This is a genomic window from Janthinobacterium sp. SUN100, assembly GCF_030397705.1.
In the GTDB taxonomy this organism is placed as follows: Bacteria; Pseudomonadota; Gammaproteobacteria; order Burkholderiales; family Burkholderiaceae_D; genus Janthinobacterium; species Janthinobacterium kumbetense.
In genome coordinates this window covers 2,549,775-2,567,472 of the sequence record NZ_JAPUBU010000001.1, presented here as the reverse complement: position 1 = coordinate 2,567,472, position 17,698 = coordinate 2,549,775, and the positions used below count along the sequence as shown (strand labels likewise).

The 17,698-nt window shown below is 64.6% G+C and carries 14 protein-coding genes and 1 pseudogene; 11 read left to right on the top strand and 4 right to left on the bottom strand.

Features of this window, described 5'->3' with window-relative positions:
* Nucleotides 1-5 precede the first annotated feature (5 nt).
* Nucleotides 6-1,280 carry a cytochrome c peroxidase gene (locus tag O0881_RS11350; RefSeq protein ID WP_289911486.1) on the top strand — a complete coding sequence of 425 codons (1,275 nt, stop codon included), beginning with the start codon at nucleotides 6-8 and terminating at the stop codon, nucleotides 1,278-1,280.
* A gap of 137 nt (nucleotides 1,281-1,417) precedes the next feature.
* Nucleotides 1,418-1,747, top strand: a complete 330-nt coding sequence (locus O0881_RS11345) for a hypothetical protein (RefSeq protein ID WP_289903778.1) — start codon at nucleotides 1,418-1,420, stop codon at nucleotides 1,745-1,747.
* 57 nt (nucleotides 1,748-1,804) lie between these two features.
* Here the strand turns inward: O0881_RS11345 and O0881_RS11340 are convergent, their stop codons facing one another.
* The 4 genes from O0881_RS11340 to O0881_RS11325 all read right to left on the bottom strand — a co-directional run bounded on the left by O0881_RS11340 (nucleotide 1,805) and on the right by O0881_RS11325 (nucleotide 8,618).
* On the bottom strand, nucleotides 1,805-3,928 hold the full coding sequence (locus O0881_RS11340) for a GGDEF domain-containing protein (RefSeq protein ID WP_289911310.1): 2,124 nt from the start codon (nucleotides 3,926-3,928) through the stop codon (nucleotides 1,805-1,807).
* A 120-nt stretch (nucleotides 3,929-4,048) separates the two neighbouring features.
* Nucleotides 4,049-5,857, bottom strand: a complete 1,809-nt coding sequence (locus tag O0881_RS11335) for an ABC transporter transmembrane domain-containing protein (RefSeq protein WP_289911309.1) — start codon at nucleotides 5,855-5,857, stop codon at nucleotides 4,049-4,051.
* A complete protein-coding gene (locus tag O0881_RS11330) occupies nucleotides 5,847-7,598 on the bottom strand; it encodes an ATP-binding cassette domain-containing protein (RefSeq protein ID WP_289911308.1) in 1,752 nt (583 codons plus the stop codon). Before O0881_RS11330 ends, O0881_RS11335 begins: the two co-directional genes overlap by 11 nt.
* A gap of 165 nt (nucleotides 7,599-7,763) precedes the next feature.
* A complete protein-coding gene (locus O0881_RS11325) occupies nucleotides 7,764-8,618 on the bottom strand; it encodes a phasin family protein (RefSeq protein ID WP_289911307.1) in 855 nt (284 codons plus the stop codon).
* Between the two features lie 390 nt (nucleotides 8,619-9,008).
* Here O0881_RS11325 and O0881_RS11320 point away from each other — a divergent pair, with 390 nt between their 5' ends.
* From O0881_RS11320 to O0881_RS11280, 9 genes and pseudogenes are all read left to right on the top strand, one after another.
* Nucleotides 9,009-10,283 carry an amidohydrolase family protein gene (locus tag O0881_RS11320; protein WP_289911306.1) on the top strand — a complete coding sequence of 425 codons (1,275 nt, stop codon included), beginning with the start codon at nucleotides 9,009-9,011 and terminating at the stop codon, nucleotides 10,281-10,283.
* Between the two features lie 36 nt (nucleotides 10,284-10,319).
* A complete protein-coding gene (locus O0881_RS11315; protein ID WP_099666740.1) occupies nucleotides 10,320-10,838 on the top strand; it encodes an N-acetyltransferase in 519 nt (172 codons plus the stop codon).
* Nucleotides 10,835-11,365: a GNAT family N-acetyltransferase gene (locus tag O0881_RS11310; RefSeq protein ID WP_289911305.1), complete on the top strand. Its 531-nt coding sequence runs from the start codon at nucleotides 10,835-10,837 to the stop codon at nucleotides 11,363-11,365. The genes O0881_RS11315 and O0881_RS11310 overlap by 4 nt, the downstream gene beginning before the upstream one ends.
* A gap of 145 nt (nucleotides 11,366-11,510) precedes the next feature.
* Nucleotides 11,511-12,773: a sugar ABC transporter substrate-binding protein gene (locus O0881_RS11305; protein ID WP_289911485.1), complete on the top strand. Its 1,263-nt coding sequence runs from the start codon at nucleotides 11,511-11,513 to the stop codon at nucleotides 12,771-12,773.
* A gap of 81 nt (nucleotides 12,774-12,854) precedes the next feature.
* Complete coding sequence (locus O0881_RS11300; RefSeq protein ID WP_289911304.1) at nucleotides 12,855-13,745, top strand: sugar ABC transporter permease; 891 nt, start codon at nucleotides 12,855-12,857, stop codon at nucleotides 13,743-13,745.
* Entirely contained in the window at nucleotides 13,733-14,560 is an 828-nt protein-coding gene (locus O0881_RS11295; RefSeq protein WP_289911303.1) for a carbohydrate ABC transporter permease, read from the top strand. The genes O0881_RS11300 and O0881_RS11295 overlap by 13 nt, the downstream gene beginning before the upstream one ends.
* A gap of 21 nt (nucleotides 14,561-14,581) precedes the next feature.
* Complete coding sequence (locus O0881_RS11290) at nucleotides 14,582-15,622, top strand: NAD(P)-dependent alcohol dehydrogenase (RefSeq protein WP_289911302.1); 1,041 nt, start codon at nucleotides 14,582-14,584, stop codon at nucleotides 15,620-15,622.
* A 2-nt stretch (nucleotides 15,623-15,624) separates the two neighbouring features.
* Nucleotides 15,625-16,725: pseudogene (gene ugpC, locus O0881_RS11285) on the top strand (sn-glycerol-3-phosphate ABC transporter ATP-binding protein UgpC); the annotation flags it as partial.
* Between the two features lie 70 nt (nucleotides 16,726-16,795).
* Nucleotides 16,796-17,686, top strand: coding sequence for an AraC family transcriptional regulator (locus O0881_RS11280; protein WP_289911301.1), 891 nt, complete (start codon nucleotides 16,796-16,798; stop codon nucleotides 17,684-17,686).
* Nucleotides 17,687-17,698 lie beyond the last annotated feature (12 nt).

Here is a 17,698-nt window from a genome sequence, read left to right as displayed (position 1 = left end):
CCATGATGAAAACGATACCCCCTCTGCTGCTTGCCATGTGCATGCTGTCCGCTTGCCATCCCGCGCCGCCGCCGGAAGCCCGGGCCGCCCCCGCGCCCGCCTATTTGGCCGCGGCCTACGCGCCGAGCCTGAAGCGCCAGCCATCGGTGGCGGCAATGACGGCCATGGGCCGCGCCATGTTTTTCGAGCCCGGCCTGTCCGTGTCGGGCAAGCTGGCCTGCGCCAGCTGCCACAGTCCCGAGCATGCGTACGGCCCGCCGAACGGGCTGGCGGTGCAGCTGGGTGGCCCGGAATTGAAGGATGCGGGCACGCGCGCGGCGCCCTCGCTGCGCTACCTGCAGACGGCGCCCGCCTTCAGCGAGCACTATCACGACGACGATGGCGACGACAGCGTCGATGCGGGCCCCACGGGCGGGCGCAACTGGGATGGCCGTGCCCAGTCCGGCCATGAGCAGGCGCTGGCGCCGTTGTTGTCGCCGCGCGAGATGGGTAACCGCGACGGGGCCGCCGTCGTCGCCAAGCTGCGGGCCGGCCCGCTGGCGGCGCAGTTCCGCCAGACGTATGGCGCGGATATTTTCGAACAGCCGGGCCAGGCGCTGCGCTGGGCGCTGATGTCGCTGGAAGTGTTCCAGGAAAGCCCGGCCGACTTCTATCCCTACACGAGCAAGTACGATGCCGTGCTGCGCAAGCAGGCCGTCCTGAGCCCGCAGGAAGCGCGCGGCCTGGCCCTGTTCAACGATGAACGCAAGGGCAATTGCGCCTCCTGCCATATCAGCCAGGTGAGTGCCGGCGGCGCCTTCCCGCAATTTACGGATTACGGCTTGATCAATATCGGCGTGCCGCGCAACGGCAAGCTGCCGGTCAATGCGGACCCGGCGTTCTTCGACCTGGGACTGTGCGGCCCGGACCGCACCGACTTGATGCAGCACAAGGAATATTGCGGCAGCTTCAAGACACCGTCCCTGCGCAACGTCGCCCTGCGCAAGGTGTTTTTCCACAACGGCAGCTTTACCAGCCTGGAGCAGGTGCTGCGTTTTTACGTGCAGCGCGATACGGCGCCGCAAAAGTGGTATCCAAAGGATAAGAACGGCAAGGTGCGAAAATACAACGATATGCCGCCGGGAATGGAAGCGAACGTGAACGTGGAAGCGCCGTTCGACCGCCAGCCGGGCCAGGCGCCCGCCCTGAACGCGGCGGAGATCGCCGACGTGATCGCCTTCCTGCAGACCCTGACGGATGGCTATCAGGCGCCCCGTCCTGCGCAGGGAAAACATGGCTAAAAAATATCAAGATACCATTGCTTACAACTACGCCACAAAAGCGTGTTTTTATGTGCGTTAGCGCACGCTAGAAAATTTTAGGCAGGTGTATATTGCGAACTGATCTGTGTCTTTTGATAACAATGAAAGGGAATATCATGAAAGTAAGCAAAAATTGGATGACCGTGTGCGCCGCCGGGATGATGGTCGTGGCACTGGCTGCCTGCCAGAAGAAGAGCGATGTCGCCGCCGGCCCTGCGGAACAGGCTGGCCAGAAGATCGATGCGGCCGCTGCCAAGGCTGAAGCCGACATCAAGGCCGCCGCTGCCAAGGCTGACACTGCCGTGAGCCAGGCCGCTGCCGATACGGGTGCCAAGATGGACCAGGTCGCCGCTGACGCCGACAAGAAAATGAGCGAAGCGGCCGACGCCGTCGGCAAGAAAGTGGAAAAAGCGGGCGAAAAGATGCAGGACGCCGCGCACAAGTAATCATCGCGATAACATCGCCAGGGCCGGCCACCGCCGGTCCGCTCCCCGCAGCGGTCGTCAGGTGACGGCGGCTGCGGTCACGCCATCGCTGGCGCCAGCCTGGCTGCCCCGCGTCGCCGTGCCCGTAGCGGCAGTATCGCCCCCGTCCGTTCCCCCCAGCACCACGCTCAAATCGACAAAGCCGTCGCGCCACGCGCGTTCCAGGTCTTGTTCTACCGCTTCCAGGGTCGTTTTTTCCACCTGCTGAAAACCGCGCAAGCCATACGCCCGGTTGCGCCCGTGCGCCTTGGCCAGGTACAGCGCCATGTCGATCAGGTTGACGCTGCGTTCCCACGTGAGCGGGCGTCCCAGCGGCGCCAGCGGATAGGGCGCAAAGCCCACGGAGACGTGTACCTGGATGGCCTGTCCCTGGTAGTGGATGCTTTGCGCCGCCATGCCGTTGAGGATGCGCCGCGCAATATCGTCGAGCCCGTCGCGCGCGACGGCCGGCAGGAAGGCGAGGAATTCCTCGCCGCCCCAGCGCACGATCATGTCCGTTTCGCGCAACACGTCGTGCAAGGTTTCGGCGATCGTCGTCAGCACCAGGTCGCCCGCCGCATGGCCGTAACGGTCGTTGATGTGCTTGAAATGGTCGACATCGAGCAGGAACAGCGCGCCCACGACATCGGCGCCGCCGTAGGCCGGCTGCGGCTTGCCCGCATGGCTGCGCATGAATTCCTGGAAATGGCGGCGGTTATACAGGGCCGTCAGCGGGTCGCGCGAGCTCTGGCGCTTGAGTTCCTGGTTTTTCACCTTCAGCTGCACGTTCGCGTGGCGCACCTTGCGGTACAGCAAGCCAACGATGGCGGACGCCATGGCCAGTACCAGCGCCAGCAGCCACCACACGCGCTGCTGCAGGCGGCGGTTGTCGATTTCCGTGCTCTTGAGCTGATTTTCGCGGCTCAGCAGCTCGATCTGGCGCTGTTTCTTTTCCGCCTCATACTTTTCTTGCAACTCATACACGGCTTTTTGCCGTTGTTTCTCGAACAACTGGTTCGAGATGCCCCGCTCGCGGTGGTAGGCCGTCACGGCGCCGCGCAGGTCGCCCGCCTTTTCCAGCGCCGTGCCGTATTCCAGCAGCACGGCCTGCATGTCCGGCTGGTTGGCTGTGCGTTCATAGTAGGCCAGGCCCGTGGCCACGCTTTGCTTGCCTTCCTGCAGGCGTCCCTGGCCGATCAGCGCCTGGCCGATGTTCAGGCGCGCCGTCGCTTCCACCTGTTCATTGTTGACCAGGCGCCCCGCCGTGATGGCTTCATTCGCATAGCGCAGCGCGCGCACGTAGTCGCCTTCCTTCAGGTAGCTGTCCGACAGGTTGACGAGGGTAACGGCCACCATGCCGCGCGCGTCCAACTGGCGTTCCAGCGCCAAGGCCGCCAGCAGGGCGCGCTGGCCCCGCTGCGGCTGCTGCGCGTCGAGCGCCAGCCCGTATTCCGTATTCTTCGCCTGCGCCATGCGGCCCGGCGACGCCAGGGTACCGGATACGGCCAGCAATTCGTCGAGCACCGCGAAGCCCTTGTCGTATTCGCGCATCTGCGTGTACAGCAGGGTGAGGGCATTCAGGGCGGCCGCCAGGCTGGTGGGGGAGTTGCTCTGGCGCGCCAGGTCGACGGCCGCCTGCAGCTTGGCCAGCGCAAACGGGAAATTGCCTTCCTCGGCCCACGACTGGCCCGCGCTGATGGTCGCCTGCACGCGCACGGGCAAGTCGTCCGTGCGGTTGGCGATGCGTTCCGCCTCGAAGGCCAGCAAGTGCGAGGCGCGGCGTTCGTTCATGGCAAACGTGATGTAGGCTTTGCAGAGCACGCCTTTCGCCAGCGCCACGTCGTTCTTGTTGGCGCGGGCGTAGGCGATCAGCTCCTCGGCCAGCTGCATGGCGAGGTCGTTCTGTCCCAGACGCATGCGGACGGTGCTCAGCTGGGTCAGGAATTCCGCGCGCACGGGCAGGGGGGCGTTGCGCGCCTGCGTTTCCACCTCCTGCAGGCGCTGCAGGGCGCGCGCGGGCACGAAGCGGCCATCCTCGCGCACGGCGGCAATCTGCTGCTCCAGGTTGCCGGCCTGGGCGTGGACTGCGGGCGGCAGCAGGCAGGCCAGTACCAGCAGCCAATGCGCCTTTCGCCATGATGCCCGTCTCTGTCTGCCTGCCAACGTCCCGCTCCCGCAATGACCACCTGTCTTGAACAGATTATATTCTGTTGCAATCAAGAAATATCATGCGGTGCGCAGAAATTTGCGAAAGTGCACACGGCAGGCATTGACAAGGCCCCCTTACTGCGCCAGCTGCTGCAGCAGGTACAGGCGCTGGTACAGGCCGCCTTCGATCTGCATCAGGGCGTCGTGCGGCCCCGCTTCCGTGATGCGGCCGTGATTCAGGACGATGATCCGGTCGGCTTCGCGGATGGTCGACAGGCGGTGGGCGATGGCGATGATGGTCACCTTGCCGCGCAATTCATTGAGGGCCAGCTGCACGATCTGCTCCGTCTGGCTATCGATGCGCGACGTCGCTTCGTCCAGCAGCAAGATGCGCGGCTGTCCGGCCAGCGCGCGGGCGATGGCGATCAGCTGTTTCTGTCCCGACGACAGGCGCGAGCCGCCTTCGCCCAGCGGTGTGTCGTAGCCGTGTTCCAGCGCGGCGATGAAATCGTGCGCATGTGCGGCGCGCGCTGCCGTCTCGATCTGCTGCTGCGTGTAGCCGCGGCCCATGTCGATGTTTTCGCGCGCCGAGGCGGCCAGCAGGAAGGGGTCTTGCGGCACCAGGCCCACGTCGGCGCGGAAATGCTCGTTGTCGATGCTGTCGAGGGCGACGCCATTGATGGCGATGCTGCCCTGTGTGACGGGGTAGAAGCGCAGAAGCAAGGAGAGCAGGGTCGACTTGCCGCTGCCCGTGTGGCCGACGATGCCGAAGAAGGCGCCTTGCGGGATGGTCAGCGACAGGTCGTGCAGCACGGGCTGGTTTTCCACGTAGGCGAACGTCAGGCGGGAAATGTCCACGGCGGGCAGGTCGACGCCCGCTTTCGCCTGCCGCAGGGCCGGTGTTTCCCTTCCCTGCGCGTGTTCGAGCGCCTGCGCTTCGTCCAGCAGGGCCGAGACGCGCGCAGTGGCCACCACAGATTGCTGCAATTGACTGAATTGCATGGTGATCTGGATCAAGGGTTCGATCACGCGCGCGATGTAGCTGATGAACGCATACAGCACTCCCACTTCGACGGCACCCATCTCGCGCCGGCCGAAGCTGAAGATGACGACGGCCAGCAGCACGATGTTGAGCATGTCGAGCGCGGGGCGCAGCAGCCAGGCGTTGGCGCGCAATTCCTGCATGCGCGCCGTGTAATGGTCCTGGTTGATGCCCGTGAAGCGCGCGCCGAAGCGCTTTTCCGCGTTATTCGCCTGCAGCACGCTCATGCCGCCGATCGATTCGGCGATCTGGCCGTTGATTTCGCTGCGCAGGGCGCGCGCGCGCGTGACGGCCGGCGCGCTCCAGCGCTGGTACAGGAAGACGATGACCAGCACGGCCGGCAGCAGGGCCAGCACGATCAGCATCAGCCGCCAGTCGAGGAAGGCCATGGCGGCCATGGTGCCGACCAGCACGATGGAGCTGTCGAGGATGACGAACAGCACTTGCACGTACAGCGATTTCACGGCCTCCGTGTCGTTGGTGACGCGGCTGACCAGCTGGCCCGTGATGGCGCGGTCGAAAAAACTCATCGGCAGGCGCAGCACGTGCTGGTACACGGTTTCGCGCAGGCGCTGCACCGAGCGCATGGCCAGGCCGGACAGGCGCACCAGCTGCAGGTAGCGCAGGCCGGAAGCGACCCAGCCCGTCAGCAGGCAGCCGCCCAGCAGCAGCGACATGCGCGTCCAGTCCAGATTGCGCGGCAGCAGATGCTGGTCGATCAGGGCCTTGCCCAGGATCGGCCCCGTCACTTCCAGGGCGGCGGCGAGGATCAGCCAGAACGTGGCCCAGTACAGGTGGCGCAGGTCGGGCGCGGCGGCGCGGCGCAGCAGGCCGATGGCTTGCGCGGCCTGGCGGCGCACGGATTGCGTGGCGGTGGCGGCGTGGTCGGTCTTAGATGGCATCGAGGCTGGCCTCCAGTTGTTGATAGCGCCACTGGCTGGCATACCAGCCGTCGTGCTGCATCAGCGCGTCGTGGTTGCCCGTTTCCGTCACGTGGCCGTCGCGCAGCACCAAAATCAGGTCGGCGTTGACGACGGCGCTCAGGCGGTGGCTGGCGATGATGGCGCTGCGCTCGGGGCGGCGCGCGCGCAATTCTTCCAGGTGCTGCAGGATGCGCGTTTCCGTGCCCGTGTCGACGGCGGACAGCGCATCGTCGAGCAGCAGCAAGCCGTTGTCGGCCAGGAGAGCCCGGGCAATCGCCACGCGCTGGCGCTGGCCGCCCGACAGGGTGATGCCTTTTTCGCCCACGTGGGTCTGGTAGCCGTCGGGGAATTGCAAAATGTCCGTATGGATATCGGCCAGCTGCGCCGCCCGTTCCACTTCCTCGCGCGTGGCGCCGGGACGGGCCAGGGCGATATTGTCGGCGATGGTGGCGGAAAACAGGAACGATTCCTGCGGCACCCAGCTGATGGCCGCGCGCAGCGCATGCAGGGTGTAGGCGTCCAGCGGCTGGCCATTCCACGTGGCCGTGCCCGTTTGCGGCGTGACCTGGCGCAGCAGCACGCGCAGCAGGGTCGACTTGCCGCTGCCCGTGGGGCCCACCAGGCCCAGGGTCTGGCCCGGCTGCAGGCGCAGCGAGATGCCGGACAGCGCGGGCGCCGTCTGGCCCGCGTACGCAAAGCCGATGTCCTGCAATTGCAGGGGGCCGGGCGTCAGCGTATCAATAGTGCCATGGTCGTCGATGGCCAGCGGCGCATCGAGCATGGGCTGCAGGCGCTGCCAGGCGGCGCGGCCCCGTTCGATCAGCGAGAGCACCCAGCCGGCGGCGAACATGGGCCAGATCAGCTGGCCCAGGTACATGGAAAAGCTCGTCAGCGCGCCGATGGTCAGCTGGTCTTGCCACACGAGGTAGCCGCCCAGGCCCAGGGTCAGCGCCGTGGCGGCTGTCAGGGTCAGGCCGACGGCCGGTTCGTACGCCGCTTCCCAGCGCTGCGCCGTCAGGCTGGCGTTGGCCGCGTGGCCGGCCAGGGTGGAAAACTGCTTGCTGCTGCGCTCTTCCAGGCCCAGCGCGCGCAGGGTGCGCACGCCCGACAGCGATTCCTGCACATGGTCGTTCAGCGCCGAAAAGCGTTTCAATGAATCCGTCGACGCCGTATGGATATGGCTGGAAATGCGCCAGAAGGCCAGTCCCATCAGCGGGAAGGGCAGCAAGGCGATGCAGGCCAGGCGCCAGTCCACGCCCAGCAGCATGATGCCCAGCACCATCAGCAGGGTCAAGGTGCCGTCGAAGCCGGCCAGCATGGCTTCGCCGGCGGCCATTTCGATGGCGTCGATGTCGTTGGTCGCCAGCGCCATCAGGTCGCCCGTGCGCTGGTTCTGGTAGAACGACGCGCCCTGCTGCGACATGCGCGTGTAGAAGCGCGTGCGCAGCATCACGCCCAGCTGGTAGGCGGCCTTGAACAGGGTGATGCGCCAGCCTACGCGCAGGAAGTAGATGACGACGCCGACGGCGAGCAGGGTCAGCAGCTCAAGCCACAGTTCGGCCGCCGTCATGCGGTGTGCGGCCAGGGCGTCGATGATGGCGCCCACGCGGCGCGGGATCCAGACGGTCAGTGTTGCCACGCCTGTCAGCATGACGGCAGCGGCGGCATACGCCGGCCAATGCTGACGCACGAAGCCGGCGATGAGCCTCGATAAACTCATGGTTACCTTTTGTTTTGAATAATGGGGTGTCGCGGGGCGGAAGGACGGGCACGCGGACGGAAAGTACGCGTAGGATACAACAAGGCGGAAAAGCGCGCTGTGGGCGGGCACGCAAAAAACGGGCCGTAGCCCGTTGTTTTGCTGCATCAGTGCCGTGCGCGAGGCTTACTTGCGACCGCTGCCTTTGCCGCCCAGCATGTCGAGCTGTTTCGATGGCGTGCCCTTGGGCGCAACCTTGGCTGCCGGCTTGGCGGCTGGCGCAGGGGTGTGCTTCACGGCGGCCTTGGCCACGGTCTTGCCGGCGGCGCTGGCCGGCTTGGCGGCCGGTTTGCTCGTAGGAAATGGTTTCGCGGCCGGCTTGGCCGGTGCTGGCGCGGCGGCTTTCGCTGGCGCGGCGACGGGCGCCGGTGCGGGCTTGGCCGCTTCAGGCTTGGCTGCCGGCTTGGCTTCGACCGCTTTCACGGCAGGCTTGTCGGCAATCTTTTCGGCAACCTTGGCAGGCGCCGCTTCCGGTTTGGCTGCCGGCGCGACGACTGGTGCGGGGGCTGGCGCTGCCTTGGCGGCAGGCTTGACCACGTCGGCAGGCTTGGCGGCAACGGGGGCAGGTGCCGCTGCAGGCGCAGGCGCAGGTACGGCGGCCAGCGTTGGCTTGGCTGCGGCAGGCGCTGGAGCGATGGCAGGGGCGACCGCATCGAGGCGGGCCTTGGCCGAGGCCAGCAATTCAGCCTGGGTGCTCGAGGCGATGCCGAACAGCTGGCGGCTGTAGGCCAGCACGCTTTCGATGTTCGGCTGGGCCTGGCTGGTGCTATAGCTGAAGAAGTCGCGCGGGTCCTGCGTTTCCAGCAGGTGCTGCGCCGTTTCCGCCGTATGCGACAGGGCGGCCTTGCCTGCGTTCAAGTTCAGGGCGATGATTTTCTCGGCGCTTTCAAAGACTTTGCTGGTGAGGGTGCTGAAGATTTGCAGCTGGTTTTCCAGTTGCGACTTGGCGGCGCTGGAAAATTGTTCAGGAAGCGGAAACATATTTACTCCTTTGTACGGATTAAAATGCTGGCAAAACGCTCTGCAAAATCCCGAAAACCAGAGTTGGCCGCGTTTTGTAAAGTGGGTAGCGCGCTAAAAGCTGATCATGGACTTTTTATGATGCAACGCAATATGAATATTCTAGCGGTGATTCGAGTTAGTTGAAAGATATTTTCTCAAGGGCGTGCGCCGCATGTTTGTCACGGGCTGGCTGTATTCATGCGCCTGGCAGCATTTGCAGAAAGTTTGCGCGTGCGCAAAGCGTTGTCATGGAATCTATGGCTACGCTTTTGCCAGTGAGTATATTCGTGCACTGCAGCATCCTTGAGGAAATAAGATGACAATGCACTGGAAGCACCAGGTACTGCAGTCAACCGAAGGAGTGTCCGCATGGACCTAGTCATCCGCAATGCCAGCCTGCCCGACGGGCGCCGCGCCATCGATATCGCCATCGAGGGTGGCCGCATCGCGGCCGTCGGCCCCGCCTTGCCCGTGACGGGCGCGCAAGAGATCGACGCCGCCGGCGACCTGGTCACGCCACCGTTTGTCGACGCCCACTTCCACATGGATGCCACGCTCAGCTACGGCCTGCCGCGCGTGAATGCCTCCGGTACTTTGCTCGAAGGCATCGCCCTGTGGGGCGAACTGAAGCCGCAATTGACGCAGCAGGCGCTGGTGGACCGCGCCTTGCAGTATTGCGACTGGGCCGTGGCGCGCGGCTTGCTGGCCATCCGCTCGCACGTGGACATCTGCGACCCGCGCCTGCTGGCCGTCGAAGCGCTGCTCGACGTGAAACGCCAGGTGGCGCCGTATCTGGATTTGCAGCTGGTGGCCTTCCCGCAGGATGGCATCCTGCGCAGCCCCGGCGCCTTCGACAATCTGAAGCGCGCGATTGCCATGGGCGTCGACGTGGTGGGCGGCATCCCGCATTTCGAACGCACCATGGCGGACGGCGCGGAATCCGTGCGCCTGCTGTGCCAATTTGCCTGCGAACGGGGCCTGATGGTGGACATGCATTGCGACGAGTCGGACGACCCTCTGTCGCGCCACATCGAAACCCTGGCCTTCCACAGCCAGCGCCTTGGCATGCAGGGCCGGGTGACGGGTTCGCACCTGACGTCCATGCATTCGATGGACAATTACTATGTGAGCAAACTGCTGCCGCTGATCCGCGAGGCGGGCGTGGCGGCCATCGCCAACCCCCTCATCAACATCACCTTGCAGGCGCGCCACGATACGTATCCGAAGCGGCGCGGCATGACGCGCGTGCCAGAGATGCTGGCCGCCGGCATTCCCGTTGCCTTTGGCCACGACTGCGTGATGGACCCGTGGTACAGCCTCGGTTCGGGCGACATGCTGGAAGTGGCGCACATGGGACTGCACGTGGCGCAGATGACGGGCCAGCAAGCGATGCACGACTGCTTCCTGGCCGTGACGGAGACGCCGGCGCGCATCCTCGGCCTGGACGGCTACGGCATCGCGCCCGGCTGCCATGCGGACTTGCTGATCCTCGATTGCAGTTCGACGGTGGAAGCGTTGCGCCTGCGCGCGGCGCGGCGCCTGGTGCTGCGCCGCGGGAAAGTCGTCAGCGAATCGCCCCGCGCGCAATCGCGCCTGCACCTGCCGGGGCGGCCCGATAGCGTGAATTTCCGCCTGGGGCGCTGATACAATCAGCCATCACTTGTTATCGGGAGCACTGCCTTGAAAGAAATTGACATCCGCCCGGCCACCGAAGCCGATTTTGACGCCATGTGGCCGATCTTCCAGACGCTGGTGGCGGCCGGCGACACCTATACCTTCCCCGCCGATACCACGCGCGAAGCGTGCCACGCCTACTGGTTCGGCCCTGGCGTGCAAAGCTTCGTCGCCGTGATGGGTACGGAGCGGTTGCTGGGCATGTACAAGCTGGTGGCGAACCAGCCGGGCCATGGCTCGCACGTGGCCAATGCCTCGTTCATGGTCGATCCGGCTGCGCAGGGCGTGGGCGTAGGCCGCCTGCTGGGCGTGCACTGCATGGAAGAAGCGCGCCGCGCGGGCTACCTGGCGATGCAGTTCAACTTCGTCGTCAGCACCAACCTGGCCGCCGTCACCCTGTGGAAAAAACTGGGCTTCACGGTGGTCGCCACCCTGCCGCTGGCCTACCGCCACGCGCAACTGGGCTATGTGGACGCCTACGTGATGTACCAGCTGCTGAGCGACCCGATGCAGTGGCCGGCATGAGCGGCGCCATCACCATCTGCGAGACGCCGCGCCTGCGCCTGCGCACCGTGACGCCGGACGATGCGGCCTTCTACCTGGAGCTGGTCAACGACCCGTCGTGGATCGCCAACATCGGTCAGCGCAATCTCCACACCGTGGAGGCGGCCCGCGCGGCCCTGGAAACGGGGCCGATGGCGCAGTTCCGCGAGCATGGCTATTCCCTGTACATCGTCAAGCGCCGCAGCGATGGCGCGCCTGTGGGCATGGCTGGCCTGGTGCGGCGCGACAGCCTGCCCGGCCCCGATATCGGCTATGCCGTGCGGCCAGCCCACTGGGGTCAGGGCTTTGCCTACGAGGCGGCGGCCGCCATCGTGCGGCACGCGCAGCAGGTACTGCGCCTGCGCACCCTGTACGGCATCACTTCGCAGCAGAACCAGGCGTCGATCAATCTGCTCAACAAGCTGGGGTTGCGCTTCGAACGTTTCTCGCGCCTGCCGCCGGAGGGCAGGGAGACGAATATCTACCGCAAGGATTTTCGCCAGGATTGAGGCGGCAAATCCGTATCAACGAAGTGAAAAAAAGTATTTAGAAAGCCGCGCCTTTTGTAGTGGTGGCGCGCCGTCTTTGTTTTTATAGTTGGCCTACCGGTGGAAAACCGCCGGACTATAAAAATGGAGACGTGTTATGAAAATCATGACTGCTGTTGCATGGGGCGCCCTCATGTCCGCCGGGTTTGCAGACGCCTCGGCGCAAAGCTGCTCGGTGCCCGTGATCAAGGTGCTGGCGCAAAAAAGCCTGGGCCTGACGGTGATGGAAAAGACCCTCGCCGAGTATGAAAAGAAAAGCGGCACCAAGGTACAAATCAGCTATTTCGGCGAAAACGACCGCCGCTCCAAGGCCAGGCTCGATGCTTCCACCAAGGCCGGCTCCTACCAGATCTACTACATCGACGAAGCCAACGTGGCCGAATTTGCCACGGCCGGCTGGGTCGTCCCCCTGCTCAAATACCTGCCCAAGGAAGCCGACTACGACGACTTCCTGCCGGGCCGCCGCGCCGTCGCCTCGTACAAGGGCGTGGCGTATTTCGCGCCCCTGATCGGCGGCAGCGACTTCCTGTTCTACCGCCGCGACCTGCTGGAAAAGGCCGGTATTGCCGTGCCGAAGACGCTCGACGAACTGGTCGCCGCCGTCAAGAAAATGAACAGCCCTCCGAATGTCTACGGCTGGGCGGCGCGGGGCCAGCGCGGCTCGGGCATGAATGTCTGGCGCTGGTCGCCGTTCATGCTGGCCGCCGGCGGCAAGTGGGAAAAGGACGGCGTGCCGACCTTCAATTCGCCGCAGGCCGTGAAAGCGACCACCCTGTACCGCGATCTGTTCAAGTATTCGCCGCCGGGCGGCGCCACCTACGACTGGAGCAATGCGCTCGAAGCATTCAGGTCGGGCAAAGTGGCCTTCATGATCGAGTCGACGCCCTTTGCCGACTGGATGGAAGACCCGAAAAAATCGTCGGTAGTCGACAAGGTCGGCTACGTGCGCCCGCCCGCGCCGCTGGCGTCGGCCGCGTACGGCCATGGCCTGGCCATCTCCGCCACGGGCGCCAGGGATGAATGCACGCGCCAGGCGGCCGGCAAGTTCATCGCTTTTGCCACGGGCAAGGAGCAGGAGCAGGCGCGTCTGAAGGACAACGTCTTCAGCGACTACAACCGCGCCAGCACCATCAACAGCGACTACTTCCGCAAGCACGTCAAGCCGCAGATCCAGGCGGGCCTGACGGACACCACGCCCGTCTCGCGCGTCACCATCTGGCCTAGCCCCGAATGGCCGGACATCGGCGACAACCTGGGCGTGGTGCTGGAAGAGGTGTTTACGGGCACGCGCGGCGACGTGCAAAGCGCGCTCGATGAAGCCAACGAGTACGCGACGGAGGTAATGCAGCGGGCGCAGAAGAGAAAGTAAACCGCATGCCGTTTGGCCGCCGTTCTTCAAGACGGCGGCCAGCTTCCCTGTGCTTGACAGTCCGTTGCGAGAGTCTCTCCTATGCCGCATACCATCCGCAAGAAACGCCACACCTGGCTGCCGGCCGTCTTTCTGACGCTGCCGCTGCTGATCCTGCTGATACTGGGCCTGGTGCCCACCATCGCCGCCATCAACCTGGCCCTGCAAAACCGCGTGCTGCGCTACAGCGACAGCGACTACGTCGGCTTTGCCAATTTTCTCCGCCTGTTCGGCGACCGCCGCTTCATCAATGCCGTGCAGGTGTCGGCCATCTGGGAAGTGGTGACCGTGGCCGGCTCGCTGATCGTCGGCGTGCTGCTGGCCGTGTTCCTGTTCGAAAGGGTCAAGGGCCGCACCCGCGACATCATCGCGCTGCTCCTGATCGTGCCGGTGCTGCTGCCGCGCGTGTCGGCCGCCTTCATCTGGAAGTTCATGTATTCGCCGCTGATGGGCATTTTGAACTGGCTGCTGGAAATCGTGGGCCTGGGCGGCACGGCCTTGCTGTCCGACCCTGCCACGGCCCTGTACGCGGTGGCGCTGGTCGACATCTGGCAGTGGGGCCTGTTCTTCGGCGCCGTCATCCTGAAGCTGCTGGAAACCCTGCCCGCCGAACCGCTGGAAGCGGCGCGCCTCGACTACGCCAGCACGCTCCAGGTGTATGCGTACATTGCGTTGCCGATGCTGAAGGTACCCATCATGAGCCTGGTGTTCATCAAGATGGTCGAGTCGCTGCGCTCGTTCGACCTGATTTACGTGATGACCAAGGGCGGCCCCGGCATCTCCACCGAAACGCTGGACATGTACGCGTACGCGCAAGGCATCGGCCTGATGGGCAAGGTGTCGTACGCGTCCAGCATGGCCGTGCTGATGATGCTGGCCACCACCGTCATCTTTACCTTACTCTGGAAGCGGGTCGCCAAATGGGAAAACTGACTGTTACGCGCGGCCTTGGCGCCGTCACCACCACTGCCATCACCACGGTGATCGTCCTGGTGGCGCTGTTTCCCATCCTGTGGGCCGTGCTCAATTCCTTCAAGGAGCTGATGGACATCGTCACGCCCGTGCCGCGCTTTTTCTTCAGCCCGACCCTGGCCAACTACAAGCAGGTGCTGGCCAGTCCGGAAGTGCTGACGGGACTGGGCAACAGCGTGGCCATCGTCGGCGTGGCCGTCTTGCTGGGCGCCGTGCTGGGCGTGCCGGCCGCGTATGCGATCGCCCGCTACCCGATACCGGCCAAGAAGGATATCCAGTTCTTCCTGCTGTCCCTGCGCTTCTTGCCGCCCGTGGCCGTCGCCATTCCGCTGATCTCGATCTGGATCGATCTGGGCTTGTACGACTCGCGCCTGTCGATGGTGGTGACGTATCTGCTGGTGACCCTGTCGACCATCATCTGGCTGTCGATTCCCGCCTTTGCGCGCATCCCGAAAGAGATCGAGGAAGCGGCCGCGCTCGATGGCTACGGCCCGTACCAGGTGTTCTGGCACGTGGCCCTGCCGGTGGCCTCGAAGACCCTGATGGGCGGCATCGTCTTCAGCTTCGTGCTGGTCTGGAATGAACTGATGATCGCGCTGGCGCTCACCTCGTCGAAAAGCATGACCCTGCCCGTGGTGGCGTCGGCGTTTACCTCGATGGGGCAGGAAGTGCCGTGGGGCGTGGTGAACGCTTCCACCGTGCTGCTGGCGCTGCCGCCGCTGCTGTTCGTCGGCATTCTGGGCCGGTTGCTCAACTCCATGCTCAAACATAAATAACGATAAACAAGGAAGACAATCATGCAAGCACTCGTACTGGAACAGGCGCATTCAATCACCTTGCGCGACATCGACGTGCCGCTCGCCGTCGGCCCGCGCGACGTGAAAATCAGGATTCATACCGTGGGCATCTGCGGCAGCGACGTGCATTACTTCAAGCACGGCAGGATCGGCCCCTTCGCCGTCGAAGCGCCGATGGTGCTCGGCCACGAGGCCTCCGGCGTGGTGGACGAAGTGGGCGTGGAAGTCACACACCTGAAGGTGGGCGACCGGGTCTGCATGGAGCCGGGCGTGCCGCAGTTTGATTCGCCGGCCACCATGCGCGGCCTGTACAACCTCGATCCGGCCGTGCGCTTCTGGGCCACACCGCCCATCCACGGTTGCCTCACGCCGTACGTCGTGCATCCGGCCGCGTTTACCTTCAAGCTGCCCGACAGTGTCAGCTTTGGCGAAGGCGCCATCGTCGAGCCGCTGGCCATCGGCTTGCAGGCGGCGAAGAAGGCGGCCATCAAGCCGGGCGACGTGGCGGTGGTCATCGGCGCCGGCACCATCGGCGCCATGAATGCGCTGGCCGCGCTGGCGGGCGGCTGCTCGCGCGTGATCCTGGCCGACCTGGTGCCGGAAAAGCTGGCCCTGTTCGCGGACAATCCCGCCGTGACCACGGTCGACGTGCGCCACGCCAGCCTGGCCGACACGGTGCGCGAGGCCACCGATGGCTGGGGAGCCGACATCGTCTTCGAGGCCAGCGGCAGCATGCGCGCCTACGACAACATCGTCGACCTGCTGTGCCCGAACGGCTGCCTGGTGCTGGTCGGCATGCCGCCGGATAAGGTGCCTTTGGATGTCGTCGCCATCCAGGCCAAGGAAGTGCGCATCGAGTCGGTGTTCCGCTACGCGAACATCTTCCCGCGCGCCATCGCCTTGCTGGCCTCCGGCAAGATCGACGTCAAGCCCTTCATTTCGCGCACCTTCGGCTTTGCCGACGGCGTGCAGGCGTTCGAGGAAGCGGCCAAGGGCCATCCGCGCGACGTCAAGATCCAGATCGAACTGGCGGGAGACTGATCATGGCAAATATCGCCTGCAGGCAGCTGCACAAGACTTACGACGAGAAAACGGCCGTGCTGCAGCCGTTCGACCTGGAAATCGAAGACGGCGAGTTCATCGTCCTGCTGGGGCCATCGGGCTGCGGCAAGTCGACTCTGCTGCGCATGATCGCGGGCCTGGAAGACATCAGCGGCGGCGAGCTGTTGATCGGCGGCGCCGTCGTCAACGATTTGCCGCCCCGCGCGCGCAACGTGGCGATGGTATTCCAGAACTACGCGCTGTATCCGCACATGACGGTGTACGACAATATCGCCTTCGGCTTGCGCCGCCTGAAGGTGCCGAACGACGAGATCGAGCGCCGGGTGCGCGAGGTGGCGGCCATTCTCAGCCTGGACAGCCTGCTCGAGCGCAAGCCTCGCGCCATGTCGGGCGGCCAGCAGCAGCGCACGGCGATCGCGCGCGCCATGATCAAGACGCCGCAGGTGTTCCTGTTCGATGAACCGCTGTCGAATCTCGATGCCAAGCTGCGTGCGCAGCTGCGCGCCGACATCAAGCGCTTGCACCGCCGCTTGCGCACCACCACGTTGTACGTCACCCACGACCAGCTCGAGGCCATGACCCTGGCCGACCGCGTGGTGCTGATGAAGGGCGGGCATATCGAGCAGATCGGCACGCCGGCGGAGCTGTACAACCACCCGCGCACCCTGTTTGCGGCCGGCTTCATCGGCACGCCGGCCATGAACTTCATCGATGGCGTCGTCGAAAAAGAGGGCGGGCAAACGGTGCTGGTGTGCGCCGGCTACCGCTGGCCCCTGGTCTCGCCACGCTTCGCCGCGCTGGCGGCGGGTTCGCGCGTGGGCTTCGGCCTGCGCCCGAACCATTTGCGGGCAGCGCAAGCGCAGGCACAAACGCAGGAACCGGCCGGCACGCATGGCCTGGCGTGCGTGGTCGACCTGGTCGAGCTGCTGGGCGCGGAAGCGCTGATCAGTTTTCAGTGCGGTGCCTTGACCTTGTCGGCCCTGCTGCCGGCGAATGCGGCCAACAGCGCGGCGCAGGTAGGGCAGACCCTGGCGCTGGCCTTCGACGAAGAGCACATGCATCTGTTCGACGCCGACAGCGGGCTGGCCGTGGCGCTCAGTGGTCAGTAAGTGGTTAGAATAGCTGGCACCGAGACTGCGCAAGGGAACTGCCGTGACGCCTGACCTGGAACTGATCCACAAACCGATCCACGAATCGTTTCGCGCGTGGGCGCACGGCTTTCCGCACACCGTGGCGAAATGGCATTTTCATCCCGAGTACGAGCTGCACTTCATCATTACATCGAGCGGAAAATTCTTTATCGGCGACCATATCGGCAGTTACGGGGCGGGCAATTTGATCCTGACAGGGCCGAACCTGCCCCATAACTGGGTCAGCGAACTGCCGGAAGGCGTGATCCTGCCCGAGCGCGACCTGGTGCTGCAGTTTTCCAGCGACTTCATTGAACGTTGCGCGCTGCTGTTTCCGGAAATGGCGCCCCTGAAAGCCCTGCTGGGCGAGGCGGGCAGGGGCTTGCAGTTTCCCGATGCGCTGGGCCTGCGCCTGGTGCCGCTGATGAAGGAATTGACGACGGCGCAGGGCTTGCGCCGCGTCGAACTGTTTACGCGCCTGTTCGGCGAGCTGTGCGACTGCCGCGAGCGGCGCCCGCTGGCCAGCGTCACCTACCTGGCGCAGGCGGGGCGCTACATGTCGTCGACCATCAACCTGGTGCTGGCCTATATCAAGCAGAACATCACGCTCGATTTCTGCGAGCAGGACGTGGCCGACGTGGCGGAAATGAACACCTTGAAATTCACGCGTTTCTTCCGCAAGCATACGGGCACCTCGTTCATTCAATACGTGAACCAGGAGCGCATCGCTCTGGCCTGCGAGCTGCTGATGAACACGGACATGAAGGTTACCGATATCTGCTACCGCACTGGATTCAACAACCTTTCCAATTTCAACCGCCAGTTTTTGGCGCACAAGCAGATGTCGCCGTCGAAATTCCGCTCCTGCCTGCTGATGAACATGCCCGAGCCGTCCGGCGACGGCCATTCTTAACTTTCTTTTGGA

Bases quoted from the DNA above. Each gene is read 5' to 3' on its own strand.
- O0881_RS11295 (WP_289911303.1), top strand. From the start codon at position 13,733: ATGGGAAAACTGACTGTTACGCGCGGCCTTGGCGCCGTCACCACCACT.
- O0881_RS11345 (WP_289903778.1), top strand. From the start codon at position 1,418: ATGAAAGTAAGCAAAAATTGGATGACCGTGTGCGCCGCCGGGATGATG.
- O0881_RS11310 (WP_289911305.1), top strand. From the start codon at position 10,835: ATGAGCGGCGCCATCACCATCTGCGAGACGCCGCGCCTGCGCCTGCGC.
- O0881_RS11330 (WP_289911308.1), bottom strand. From the start codon at position 7,598: ATGAGTTTATCGAGGCTCATCGCCGGCTTCGTGCGTCAGCATTGGCCG.
- O0881_RS11290 (WP_289911302.1), top strand. From the start codon at position 14,582: ATGCAAGCACTCGTACTGGAACAGGCGCATTCAATCACCTTGCGCGAC.
- O0881_RS11305 (WP_289911485.1), top strand. From the start codon at position 11,511: ATGACTGCTGTTGCATGGGGCGCCCTCATGTCCGCCGGGTTTGCAGAC.
- O0881_RS11335 (WP_289911309.1), bottom strand. From the start codon at position 5,857: ATGCCATCTAAGACCGACCACGCCGCCACCGCCACGCAATCCGTGCGC.
- O0881_RS11320 (WP_289911306.1), top strand. From the start codon at position 9,009: ATGGACCTAGTCATCCGCAATGCCAGCCTGCCCGACGGGCGCCGCGCC.
- O0881_RS11350 (WP_289911486.1), top strand. From the start codon at position 6: ATGAAAACGATACCCCCTCTGCTGCTTGCCATGTGCATGCTGTCCGCT.
- O0881_RS11300 (WP_289911304.1), top strand. From the start codon at position 12,855: ATGCCGCATACCATCCGCAAGAAACGCCACACCTGGCTGCCGGCCGTC.
- O0881_RS11325 (WP_289911307.1), bottom strand. From the start codon at position 8,618: ATGTTTCCGCTTCCTGAACAATTTTCCAGCGCCGCCAAGTCGCAACTG.